The 12,321-nt window shown below is 63.4% G+C and carries 10 protein-coding genes; 3 read left to right on the top strand and 7 right to left on the bottom strand.

Going from position 1 to position 12,321, the window contains the following annotated elements; genetic code table 11:
* Positions 1–18 precede the first annotated feature (18 nt).
* The 3 genes from ACNQ62_RS07950 to ACNQ62_RS07940 form a co-directional block, all read right to left on the bottom strand.
* On the bottom strand, positions 19–693 hold the full coding sequence (locus tag ACNQ62_RS07950; RefSeq protein WP_260005069.1) for a methionine ABC transporter permease: 675 nt from the start codon (positions 691–693) through the stop codon (positions 19–21).
* Complete coding sequence (locus ACNQ62_RS07945; RefSeq protein ID WP_418094577.1) at positions 683–1,738, bottom strand: methionine ABC transporter ATP-binding protein; 1,056 nt, start codon at positions 1,736–1,738, stop codon at positions 683–685. Before ACNQ62_RS07945 ends, ACNQ62_RS07950 begins: the two co-directional genes overlap by 11 nt.
* Positions 1,739–1,856: 118 nt before the next feature.
* Positions 1,857–5,000 (bottom strand): 2Fe-2S iron-sulfur cluster-binding protein, encoded by a 3,144-nt coding sequence (locus tag ACNQ62_RS07940; protein WP_418094576.1) that lies wholly within the window; start codon positions 4,998–5,000, stop codon positions 1,857–1,859.
* Between the two features lie 96 nt (positions 5,001–5,096).
* On the opposite strand from ACNQ62_RS07940, the gene ACNQ62_RS07935 reads away from it, so the two are divergent.
* Complete coding sequence (locus tag ACNQ62_RS07935; RefSeq protein WP_005852132.1) at positions 5,097–5,570, top strand: MarR family winged helix-turn-helix transcriptional regulator; 474 nt, start codon at positions 5,097–5,099, stop codon at positions 5,568–5,570.
* Between the two features lie 6 nt (positions 5,571–5,576).
* Here the strand turns inward: ACNQ62_RS07935 and ACNQ62_RS07930 are convergent, their stop codons facing one another.
* Positions 5,577–6,035, bottom strand: a complete 459-nt coding sequence (locus tag ACNQ62_RS07930) for an Lrp/AsnC family transcriptional regulator (protein WP_418094575.1) — start codon at positions 6,033–6,035, stop codon at positions 5,577–5,579.
* A 114-nt stretch (positions 6,036–6,149) separates the two neighbouring features.
* On the opposite strand from ACNQ62_RS07930, the gene ACNQ62_RS07925 reads away from it, so the two are divergent.
* Positions 6,150–7,070 (top strand): DMT family transporter, encoded by a 921-nt coding sequence (locus ACNQ62_RS07925; RefSeq protein ID WP_418094574.1) that lies wholly within the window; start codon positions 6,150–6,152, stop codon positions 7,068–7,070.
* A gap of 5 nt (positions 7,071–7,075) precedes the next feature.
* Positions 7,076–8,254: an aromatic amino acid transaminase gene (locus ACNQ62_RS07920; RefSeq protein WP_418094573.1), complete on the top strand. Its 1,179-nt coding sequence runs from the start codon at positions 7,076–7,078 to the stop codon at positions 8,252–8,254.
* A 35-nt stretch (positions 8,255–8,289) separates the two neighbouring features.
* Here ACNQ62_RS07920 and ACNQ62_RS07915 read toward each other — a convergent pair whose 3' ends face one another.
* The 3 genes from ACNQ62_RS07915 to ACNQ62_RS07905 form a co-directional block, all read right to left on the bottom strand.
* Complete coding sequence (locus tag ACNQ62_RS07915; protein ID WP_418094572.1) at positions 8,290–9,372, bottom strand: SMP-30/gluconolactonase/LRE family protein; 1,083 nt, start codon at positions 9,370–9,372, stop codon at positions 8,290–8,292.
* Between the two features lie 166 nt (positions 9,373–9,538).
* The gene (locus ACNQ62_RS07910; protein ID WP_418094571.1) at positions 9,539–10,696 is read right to left on the bottom strand and encodes a saccharopine dehydrogenase family protein; all 1,158 of its coding nucleotides are present in this window, start codon (positions 10,694–10,696) and stop codon (positions 9,539–9,541) included.
* A 163-nt stretch (positions 10,697–10,859) separates the two neighbouring features.
* Complete coding sequence (locus tag ACNQ62_RS07905) at positions 10,860–12,287, bottom strand: alanine/glycine:cation symporter family protein (protein WP_037943691.1); 1,428 nt, start codon at positions 12,285–12,287, stop codon at positions 10,860–10,862.
* Between the last annotated feature and the right edge of the window lie 34 nt (positions 12,288–12,321).

Raw genomic sequence — 12,321 nt, 5'->3', positions numbered from 1 at the left:
GGAGGAAAGGGCGGAGGGCTATTGCCCGCCGCTTTTGGTGGCGCGTTTGTCGACAGCGGCTGCGATGCGTTCGCCGATCGATTGCACAAGCTGCACCAAGACGATGAGGATGATCACGACAACCGCCATAACGTCGGGCATAAACCGTTGATACCCATAGCGAATGCCCAGATCGCCCAGACCTTCGCCGCCCACGGCACCGACCATGGCGGAATAGCCGATCAGGCTCACGATGGCGAGTGTAAGGCCAAGCGTGATACCTGGCAGCGCTTCGGGCAGCAGCACCTTGCGGATGATCTGCAACGGGGTCGCGCCCATGGCGCGCGCCGCCTCGATCAGGCCGGAATCAACCTCGCGGATCGCGTTTTCCACCAGACGCGCGATGAAGGGCACGGTGGCAATCGTCAGCGGCACAATCGCGGCTGTCGTGCCGATTGACGTGCCCGCAACCATCCGCGTGAAGGGGATGATCGCGACCACCAGAATGATGAACGGCACCGACCGCGTGGCATTGACCACCAGCCCGAGCACCTTGTTGATCCACGGGGCCGACAACAGCTCGCCACGTTGCGAGGTCGCCAGAAACAACCCCAAGGGCAGGCCAAGCAGCGTCCCCAGCAGCGCCGAAATGGCGACCATATAAAGCGTCTGGCCCGTGGCCTCGATCAGTAGGTTGATAAGGTTAGCCGACATAGCCAAGCACCTCCGTCATAAGCCCGTGGCTTTCCAAAAATGAACGCGCCTCTGCGGCTTTGGCCACAGGCAGCGATACCAGCAGATTGCCGAAGGGGCGGGTGCCGATTTCCTCGACCGCACCGGCAAGGATATTGACCGGAATGCCCATGTCCTGCGTTAGCCGCGCCAGCATCGGGTCGGTGGCGTGCTGGCCCGCAAAGGTCACGCGGATCACCTCTTCGCCGCCCTGCGCGGGGGCGTTTGGGACCAGACGATCCTTGACGAAAGCGGGCAGGGTGACGCCGGTCACCCCCGACAGGAAAGACCGCGTGGTCGCATGCTGAGGCGCGGTGAAGATATCGTAGGTCTCGCCATGTTCGACGATGCGGCCCCCGTCGATCACGGCGACGTGGCTCGCGATGTCACGGACCACGGCCATCTCGTGGGTGATCAGCAGAATGGTCAGCCCCAGCTCGCGGTTGATGTCCTTGAGCAGCGACAGCACCGTTTGCGTCGTTTCAGGGTCCAGCGCGGATGTCGCTTCGTCCGACAGCAGCACTTTGGGGCCGGTGGCCAGTGCCCGCGCGATGCCGACGCGTTGCTTTTGCCCGCCCGACAGCTCTGCCGGATAGCGTGTGGCGTGCGCGCTTAGTCCGACCCGTTCGATCAGGTCGGCCACGCGGGGTTTGATTTGCGAGGACGGCACACCGGCGATTTCCAGCGGCAAGGCAATGTTGCCCGCCACGCTGCGCGAGGCCAGCAGGTTAAAGTGCTGAAAGATCATCCCCACATCGCGACGGATCGCACGCAGCTTGGACCCTTTTGCAGCCCCCACATTCTGCCCGCCCACCAGAACCGAACCCGCCGTAGGCCGCTCGATCCCGTTGACCATGCGCAGCAGCGTCGATTTGCCAGCCCCCGACCGTCCGATGATGCCGGTGATTGATCCCGGCTCCATCGCCAAAGAGACGCCTTCAAGCGCCGTGACAGTCGTGCCGCCGGATTTGGAATAGGCTTTGCCCACGTTCTCGAACGTGATCGAAGCGCCGTTGGGTTCTGTCATGATCGGTCCAGCCTGCGGTCGGTTGCGGTGGCGCCCGTAGACAGAAAGGCAGGGGGTATTGCAAGCGCAGTTTTCGCATACCCGCCCTGACTTTACCGATGTGCTGAACGCTAGGTTTTCACAGGTCCAGCACCAGATGCCCCCCCGCTGCCGCCGCGCGCGACTGGCAGGTGATCAACGTGGTTTCACGCTGCGCCTGTGACAGCACATAATCGCGGTGATCGGCGTCGCCCTCGACCAGCCCGCAAGCGCAAACCCCGCAGATCCCGTCGGCGCATTTCACATCCACGGGCACGCCTGCCTCTGTCAGCATATCCGACAGGCTGCGGTCGGCGGGGACGTGGATGTCTTTGCCGGTCTTGGCCAGATGGACGGTAAAGCTGTGGTTCTCGCGCGGGGGGGCTTCGGGGACGGCGAAATATTCGATGTGACACTGATCCTCGGCAAAGCCCGCGCGGGCGGCGGCGGTCATTGCGGCCTCCATATAGGCAGGGGTGCCGCAGGCGTAGGCGTGACTGCCCGCAGGGTGGCCCGACAGGATCGTGTCAAACTCTGCCCGACTGCCCTGATCGCTGACGTGCAGCACGGCATGGGCGGCCCAAGGGGCGGCAGCGATCTCTGCCGCAAAAGCCAGATCAGCGGCGGTGCGGGCTGAATAATGCAGCGCGAAGTCGCGGCCCAAATGGTGCAGGCGGTGCGCCATAGCAATCATCGGGGTGATACCGATGCCACCGCCCATCAACACGCTCAAGGGGGCGTCTTCGGTCAGGGGGAAATGGTTGATCGGACGCGCCGCGAAAATCTTGCGCCCCTGCGTGAAGATACGGTGCATCAGGGCGCTGCCGCCGCGGCCCTGATCCTCGCGCTGGACGGCAATGACATAGCGCGACCGGTCCGAGGGATCGCCGCACATGGAATACTGGCGCAGGTATTCAGGCGCGATCACCACATCCAGATGCGCCCCTGCCTGCCACAGGGGCAGATCGGCCCCGTCGGGATCGCGCAGTTCATATCGCGTGATGCCGTCGCTTAACACATCCGCGCGGGTGACGGTCAGCGGCAATACCGGACTATCCGCCAAGGGCTTGAGCGCAGGGACCAGCCCCTGCGTGTCTCCGCTTGCGACCCGCGCGCGGTGTGTGGCGGCGGGGATCATCGCGCCATAGGCGCGGATGCCGGCCTCGCGGTCCATCGGGTCGGGGTAGGGGTAGGGATGCGGGGCAAGCGGCGCTGGGTAGACGGCCAGCGTCTGGTCCGTCGCGCGCAGCTTCAGGTCTTTTTGCAGACCGCGGGTGTTCACCGGCTTGTCCGTGGGGCGGTAGCCACCGTCGTCCTGCACCTCCAGATCCCACCACCATTTCTTGACGGGGTTGATGTCGCCACGGTCCAGCAGATCGTCGAGCTTGGCCAGCGCTGGTGCGGTGGCGGGCAGCTTCATCGCGGTCCAGCGCCACACGCTGTCGGCCAAGATCCCCTCGAGGTTCCACGGGCAGGTCTTCATGCAGCGCCCGCACATGGCGCCGCCCTCGGTCGTGATCCGGTAGGTGGCGCATTTCTGGCTGTCGGATTTCCAGATCTCGTAGCCGTTGAACATCAGCTTCGGCCCCGCCGTGATCGCCCCCGAGGGACATTCCCGCGCGCATTTCTGGCAGCTTTCGCAGAATTTCTGCAGGCCGAAGTCGATCGGCTTGTCATGGGTCATCGGTAGGGTGGTCGTCACCGCGCCCGATTTCAGACGCGGGCCGAGATAGGGGTTGAGGATGACTTCGCCGATGCGGCTGACCTCGCCCAAGCCCGACAGCAGCAGCAGCGGGGGTTGCAGCACATCGCCATCCATCACCGTATGCGCCTTGGCCGGATATCCCAGATCGCGGATCAACCGCGCCAGCACGCCGCCCACAAGGCTGAACCGCAGATAGGCGCGCATGGATTGCGCCACGCTGATCCAGTCATCGCCCGAGGCCCCCTCCATCGTGTCGAACCCCTGATCGATCACGAGGCTGATCGCCTGATCATGGGGCGGGTCGATCGCGGTGCCGGTGGCGTCATGGCTGTACCATGCCCAATCGGGACAACGGCTGACGCCCACGGCATCGGCCCCCAGGAAATAGGCAACCGCCTTGACCATCTCTGCCGCCTGTTGCGAGGCTAGGGCGGTTTGCGTTTCGGCAGCTTGCCCGTCTTGCAGCAGACCAAAGGCCCCAAGCGCGCGCCGCTGCGCCATCGAGGTCGGCGTCTTGCGGATGTAGCGCCCGCCGGTGGCCCCGTCTTGCAGCTTTTTGCCCATGTCCCCGAACAGCGCACGGCTGAACATATCGGTGCGTTTGGGCAGACGTGGGATGCGCGGTTCGTCCATATAGGTCGTGGGGCTGTCCACGCGTTTAAGCTTTTCGAAAGGCTGCGCGCCATCGACAAAGCGCCGTGTTGCATAGGCGGGCGGCGTGCGGGGCAGGGCAGCCGTGGCCAAAGGGCGGTCACAGGCCAGATCCATCGCTATGGTGACGGCGGCCAGCGAAAAGCGCGTGCCGACAAAAGGAGCGGTCAGCTGACCGTCTTGAGGCAGCGCCAGCCCCGCCGCGACCGCCAGCTGGTTCAGGTCCACATCGCTTGCCGTCATGGTATGCCCGCGCGCCGGACGCCCCAGCAGGCGGATGTAATTCGACAATACCGCCGCCGATTCCGCGGCCAAAAGGGACGACCGGTGATCCTCCATCCCTGCGATCCATGTCGCACCGGGTTCATCCTGCTCGGCCGCGCGAGGATGCGCGAAAAGCAGTACCAGCGCATGGGTATGGCCTGCGATATCCGTCTCGGGTGCGGTGACGGAGTCGCGCAGGTCGGCCATAATCGCATCCACACCAGAGGCGAGCGTTTTGACCTGACGCGTCTGCAAATCCTGCGCCAGCCGCGCCACATCCGCATTGCGCAGGGGCTGTGCCAGATGGTGGTCGGGGGCAAGTTTGCAAATCCCCACCATCGTCGCATCGTTGAAATGGGCAAAGGCCTTGAGGTGCTGCGCTCGCTCGGTCAGATCGGCGGGGATCTCGGCCAAGGCCTTGTTCACCAGACCCTCGCGGATCGCATCCAGCATGGCGCGGTGATCCCGCGTCGCTTGGGCCAGCGGACGCGCGTCGCCCGTCACCCCCAAGGGGGTGAAGGCCGGCACCGGCCCTGCAACACCCTCCGCCCGCCGCAGCTTTTCAGTCGGGTAGGCACCCATATGGATGGGGCGGTTTTTGCGTGAACGCAGCCGTGGGGTCATGGGTATTGCCTCTTAATTCGGCGCCATAGTTGTCCTAGATCAACTATTTTGCAAGCAAACAGTAGCGGTGCGGCAAAAATGAAGTATTCATGCCTTATGACCGGACCCGAGAACACCTCAGCCACTGCCTCCTATCGTCTGCACGACAGGCTGGGCTTTCGCGTGTCGCGGCTGGCCGCGGTTATGCGTGCCAGTCTGGATGCAGAGCTTTCGCAGCTTGGGCTGACACGGTTGGAATGGTGCGTTTTGGCCAGTATCGCGCTGGAAGGCATCACCGCGCCCTCCGGTATCGCCGAGAATATCGGCATCACCCGCCCCACGGCGTCGCGGACGTTCAAGCAGATGCGCGACAAGGGCTGGCTGGTGCAGAACCTGACAGAAGGCGACGGGCGCGCCCGTGCGATCACGCTGACCGAGGCGGGGCAAGACCTGCTGGCGCGTGCGCGGGTGCTGGTTGACGCGCATCAGGCGCGGTTTCTGGATAAGCTCGACCCCCAAGCGGCGGCGCATTTCCTATCCGCGCTGGATACACTGCTTGAAGGGGTTCACGACCGGTTCGACGATCCGTAGGGGGTTTCAGGTCACCACGGGAAAGACATTCGACTGCTTCAGCACGCCATAGGCAAAGCTGGAATCAATCGACGCGATGCCGGGGATGTTGTGCAGCTTGTGGCGCACGAATTCCTCGTAGCTTTTCAGATCCTCGACCAGCACGCGCAACAGATAATCCTCGCTGCCGGTGATGACATAGCAATCGAGGATCTGTTCGGTCTCGTGCACCTTCTTCTCGAACAGTTTCACCACGTCGCCCGTGTGGCTGCTTAGCCGGATGCGCACCAGCGCGGTCACGGGCAGCCCGTAGGCGCGTTCATCCACAATCGCGGTATAGCCCTTGATCACGCCCTTTTCCTCAAGCGCGCGGGTGCGCCGCAAACAGGGTGAGGGCGACAGATTCACCTGAGCCGCCAGATCCTGATTGGTCAGACGCCCGTTACGCTGCAGCGCTTTGATGATGTCGCGATCTTTACTATCCATCTTGGCCCTCTAAGGGCAGGATATGCCCCAAATTCATACTATCGCGCAATCATTAGCAAGCATCTGCCCGTGGATACAGCGTAAAACAGCGAAAATACAACGCGCAGGACGAATATGCTCAGCTCCCCCTCTCTGCCCGCCGCGCATGGACTTGGTCCGCGGCAGATCCCCCTTCGGCCCTTGGTTGGCTATCTCGCGATTGCGGTGACCGTGCTGGTCTGGGCGGGGTTCGCGCTGTCCACCCGTGCCGCCAGTGGGGCGCAGTTGACGTTTGGCGATGTGGCGCTGATCCGGTCGGGTATTCCGGCGCTGTTCTTTTTACCCTTCCTGCCAAAACGTATCGCTGTGTTAAGGCGGTTGCCCGCGCATCGCTGGCTGATGATCGCGGCGGGGGCGGGGCTGCCGTTCTTCTGGCTCGCGGCTATGGGCGGGGCGCAGACCTCGGCCACGCATGTGGGGGCGTTGATTGCCGGGACGACACCGGTGTCGGTGGCGGTTCTGACGTGGGTGATCTACCGCCAGCGCCCCGCGGTCATGCTGCCGCTGGGGATCATCCTTGTGGGGGTGGCGGCGCTGATCGGGGCCTCGGGCAATCTTGCGGCAGGTAGTTTGACCGGCGTGGCGCTGCTGCTATCGGCCAGTCTGCTCTGGGGGTGCTATACGCTGGGGCTGCGGGGCAGTGGGTTGGACCCGATCGGCTGCGCGCTGGTGCTGGCACTGCCGTCCACGCTGGTGCTGCTGCCGCTGCTCGCCACGGGGGTCTTGCCCAGCAACCTGCCGCAGGTGCGACTAGCCGAGGCGATGCCATTCATCCTTGCCCAAGGGGTCGGCGTCGGCCTTGTCTCGAGCCTGACCTATGCCATCGCCATCGCCCGCCTTGGTGTCGCGAAATGTGCCGCGATCGGGTCGCTCGCCCCTGCGATTGCGGCGGTGCTTGCCGTGCCGCTGCTGCACGAGGCCCTGACGCTTGGCACGATTTTGGCCGTTCTCATCATTTGCGCCGGCGTCATGCTGGCCAACCGCCCCAAGGAGTAACCCCGATGCTCGACGCGCTTGCCGCCCTTCCCGAAGACCCGATCTGGGGTCTGACCTCTGCCTTTCGCGCCGATCCGCGCGCCCACAAGATCGACATGGTCATCGGCGTCTACCGCGATGACAACGGGGCCACGCCGAATATGAAGGCGGTGCGCATGGCCGAGCGCGCCTTGGCGCAGGACAGTGCGCCGAAAACCTACCGCGCTTTGGCGGGCAATGCGGTGTTCAACGCGGGCATGGCGCGGCTGGTCTTGGGCGATGCGCCCGCGCGGATCGCGCGCAGCCATGTGATCCAGACGGTCGGCGGGACAGGCGCTTTGCGTGTGCTGGGGGATATGCTGGCCAGCCTGCGCCCCGGCACCACGGTCTGGAGCACGGACCCCGGCTATGTGAACCATCGTCCGATATTCGAGGGGGCCGGGCTGACGCTGCAGTTGTATCGCTGGCAGGCCAAGGGCGACGCACTGGATCTTGACCGCGTGCTCGCGGATCTGGCGGCGGCGAAGCCGGGGGATGTGGTGCTGCTGCACGGCTGCTGCCACAACCCCACGGGCATCGATCCCGATGCGGATATGTGGCATGCGCTGGCCCGATTTTGCGCGGCGCGGGGGCTGATCCCGTTGATCGACATGGCCTATCAGGGCTTTGGCCGCGGGCTTGACGAAGATGCGGCGGGGCTACGGGTGATGGTCGATGCGGTGCCCGTGGCGATGGTTGCGGCAAGCGGGTCCAAGAACATGGGTCTATATTGCGAACGTATCGGGGCGGCGATGGTGCTGGGGCCGGATGCGGCGTCCATCGCCCATGTGGGCCGCCACCTAGAGACATTGACCCGCGCGAATTATTCGATGCCCCCCGAACATGGTGCCGCTGTCGCCTGCCACGTCTTTGACACCCGCACCATCTGGGAGGAAGAGCTCAATAGCATGCGCGCCCGTGTCCAATCGCTGCGGCAGCAATTGGCAGATGCGCTGGCCGCGATAGATGCGGCCCCCGCGTTTCAGGCGTTGCGGCACCATCAGGGGATGTTTTCCCTGCTGCCCCTCGCGCCCGACCAGATGGAGAGCCTGCGCCATGACCACGCGATCTATGGCACGGCCACCGGTCGGATCAATATCGCCGGTCTGCGCAGCACGCAGATCGAACAGGTCGCGGCGGCGCTTCGGGATGTGTCACAGGCGTGACACTGGCCCGCCCCCTGGGCCAGCGTCTGTAGGCCTTAGCGCGGAGCGGCGTCGAGCATCCCCAGACGTGGCTCTGTCAGCGAGGTCACGGCAATGCGCCCGTCGGGCAGGGTCACGGCACCCGTGGTCAACGCATAGTCCCCTGCCGGATCCTGAAGCGTTTCCAGCACCTTGCCCGAGGCATCCATCCGCAGGACAAAGCCATAGCGCAGCGGCGCGGGTTTCATTGCGTCGGGCAGGCGCATGATCACGCGGCGCAGGAAGGGGCTGTTTGCCAGTTGATCCATGACGGGGTTGCGCGGGCTGACGAGACCGACCCAGAATGTGCCATCGGGGGCGTTGTTGATATTGTCTGGAAATCCCGGCAGGTTCTCCAGCACCACCGTTCCTGCGCTGCCGTCCATGGGGAAGCGCCAGACGCGGTAGCTGCCGGTTTCGACCACAAATACCGCGCTGTTCGCGTCATCCACCGCCACCCCGTTGGCAAAGTTCAGACCATCGGCAAAGACAGTCGTTTCGCCCGCTGCGGGGTCGTATTTCAGAATGCGCCCGTTCGACGAATGCTCCACCAGATCCAACACCGACGCCGCCAGCGTGCCGCCGTTATCCTGCGCGCCAAAGCGGGTCGAGGCATCCGAGAAATAGACGCTCCCATCGGCGGCGATATCCACATCATCGGCGTAAAGGATCGGGCTGCCGTCCGTGGTCGTCTCGGCCAGCAGGGCCACCTTGCCGCCGCGGTCCACCGACAGCAGGCCACGATAGGCGTCGGCGACGTAAAGCGTGCCACTGTCGTCAAATTCGATCCCAAGAGGGCGGCCCCCGGTCTGCGCAAAAACGGTGATGTCCCCGTTCTCTTCGATCCGCAGGATTTCACCATCATGGGTGGCGACATGTACCAGCCCGTCCGGGCCGATATCGGCATCCTCCGGCCCGCTGCGGCCCTCAAGCTCGACGATCTTCAATGCGGTCAAACGGTCGTTGACCGCGAAATCACCGGTGTAGCCCTGATCCGGCGGTGCCTCCCACGCGACGGGGGCGACGGATACGGGCCAGAACGCAAGATAGGCAAGCAAGGCCAGCAGGGCGATGCCCAGAAGTGTAAATAGTTTTTTCATCGGTGATCTCCTCCCCAGAGTTCGCGCCGAAGTAGTGGCGCACAGCGTAGGGTTGCCGATCCCTCGGACAGGTGCAAGAGGCTACGCCGCGCGATTTATGTCAGCCGCTTTGGCCCGCGCCGAGGTCGCATCCCCCGCAGTGGTGAACACCGCGAGGGGGTGTTGCTTAGCTCTCTACCTGAAACGTCAGCCCCGCATTGGCTATGAGCCGGTCAATGATCGCACCACCAAAGGCAGGGGCCGCTGTCAGCACGCCGCCGGGGGTGTCGGCGGCTTCCTCGATCAGACAAAGCGCCGCTTCGGTCAGCATTTTGGAGGTGGAGCCATAGCCCGGATCGCGGTCGCCCTTGACGCCAACGGTCAGCCGCTCTTTGTCAGCGGAGGTGCCGGTGAACATCAGGTCATAGCTGCCGTTGTCGCGTTCTTCTTTCGACGGGCCTTCGCCGGGTTTGATATCATCGTCGCCCATCGGGTTGGACTTGGCGATGCTCTTGGCGATCGCCTCGCCTTTTTCGCCCTTGCCGGTGAACATCATCTCTTCATAGGTGAAATCCGTGCCGTAGGGGTGGCCCATCAGCATATTGGAACGATGCACGTTCTTGGTATTGATCGACGCCATCACGAAGGGGGCGACCCAGATGCCTAAATCGGGGTCTTCGTAGGGTTTGTTGCCGTAAGGCTGTGTCGGCCCCTCAAACCCCGGTGTCAGCGCGAAGGACGAGACCAGACGTTTCATGACATCGGGATCGCCCATGGCCAGCTTCATCGTCTCTTTACCCGACGCCGCCGTCCCGCCCGAGAACGTGCCCTTCATCCCGCGCACGCGTCCTTTGACGTCTTTCAGCGGCGCGCCAAAGCGTTTTTGTGCCTCTTGCTGCAGGAAATAGACGCCCATATCGAAGGGGATGCTGTCAAAGCCGCAGGAGTGTACGATCCGGGCTCCGCTGGCCTTGGCGGCATCGTTGTACTTTTCGATCATGTCCCACATGAAGGGCGGCTCACCCGACAGGTCGACGTAATCGGTGCCCGCCTTGACACAGGCCGCGACCAGCGGCTCGCCATACAGCAGATAGGGGCCGACCGTGGTGATGATAACCCGCGCCCGCGCGACCATCGCGTCAAGCGAGGCCGGGTCAGAGGCATCGGCCTCGATCAGGGGGGTGTCGGCGGGCAGGCCCATCTCGTCGCGCACCTGCGCCAGCTTGGACGCGCTGCGCCCTGCCATCGCCCAAGGACGGTCCGGATAGGTCGCGTGGATGTATTCCGCGACCAGCCGCCCCGTAAACCCTGTCGCGCCGTAGATGATGATATCGAATTCAGCCATGTGCCGTTCCTCCCCGATTGGTTGCATGTCTTTGCGCCGACTATGGGACAGCGCAGACGGTATTGACCATTGCCGAGTTTCAGAACGCTGCGTCGGGGGGCAAAAGAAACGGGCCGCAGCAGATGCTACGGCCCGTCTCGAATTCAGGTAAGATGCGTCCGGATCACTCTGCCGGGAGCTTCCATGCGTCGCGGTCGATATCCAGATCGGCATAATCGTCCGGGTTCAGCACGGGGCGCTCGACGCCTGCCTTCAGCTGACGACGGAAGTCGCGCAGCAGGCGCATGGCCACGGGGAAGAGCATCATGATCGCCAGCAAGTTGACCAGCGCCAGGATACCCATCATCGGATCCGAGAAGAAGAACACCGCCGTCGCCGCCGGTGCTGTCGCACCCAGGAAGACAATCGCGATGATCGCGATCCGCAGACCCAGAATACCCAAGGGGCTCTTGGTCAGTACCGTCATCGCGTTTTCACCCAGATAGTAGTTGTAGATGATCGACGAGAACGAGAAGAGCAGGATCGCGCCGCTCAGGAAATACTGCACCCATGTGCCCAGATGCGACACCATGCTTTGCTGTGTCAGCGCCACGCCGTCGATGCCTTCGGCACCGGGGACATAGACGTCGCCCAGCAGGATCACGAAAGCCGTGCACGAGCAGATGATGATCGTGTCGATAAAGACCGAAAACGACTGCGTGATGCCTTGGCTGATGGGGTGACGTACCTCGGCGGTGGCCGCGACGTTCGGGGCAGAGCCCAGACCCGCCTCGTTCGAGAACAGACCGCGCCGCAGGCCCTGCGCAACCGCAGCACCCATACCGCCACCAACGGCTTCTTGTAGGCCGAAGGCATTGGTCACGATGTCATAGATCACGCCGGGCAGGCTGGTGATGTTGAGCAGGATCACGATCAGCGCCATTGCCAGATAGCCGATGGCCATGATCGGCACGACAACGTCCGACACTTTGGCAATACGGTGGATGCCGCCAAAGATGATAAAGCCCGAGATGGCCGCCAGCGCGATACCGGTCCACAGACGGTCAATGCCAAAGCTGTCCTGCATCGAACCTGCAACCGTGTTGCCTTGGAACGCGTTGAAGCCCAGACCGAAGGCCGCAATCAGGCAGATCGCATAGATCACTGCCAGCCAGCGGTATTCCTTGCCCAACCCGTGGATGATGGCCGCTGCCGGACCGCCGCGGTAGCTGTGCTCTCCGACTTTGCGTTTGAAGAGCTGTGCCAGTGAACATTCGACAAGGCTGGTGGCCATCCCGACCAACGCGATGGCCCACATCCAGAAGACCGCACCCGGCCCGCCAAGGGTGATCGCAACCGCGACGCCCGCGATGTTGCCGCCACCGACACGTCCACCGACCGACACCAGCAAGGCTTCGCGCGCTGAAATCTGGTTGGAATCATCCGCGTTGTTCTTGTTCGACAGCACGCGGAACATGCGGCCAAAGTATTCGATCTGCACAAAACCGGTGGCAATGGTGATGAAGATACCGAAAATGACGAGGATCGGGATCAGCGACCATCCCCAGGTGAAGTCTCCGATCCAGCCGAAGAGCGTTTGTAGAAATTCCATATACATGTCCCTTTGTTTTGCCGCGTTTTACGGT

The organism is Sulfitobacter sp. SBS6 (assembly GCF_048285585.1).
Taxonomy (GTDB): Bacteria; Pseudomonadota; Alphaproteobacteria; order Rhodobacterales; family Rhodobacteraceae; genus Sulfitobacter; species Sulfitobacter pontiacus.
Note: the sequence above shows the minus strand (reverse complement) of the source record. Positions and strands in the feature narration are given on the sequence as shown.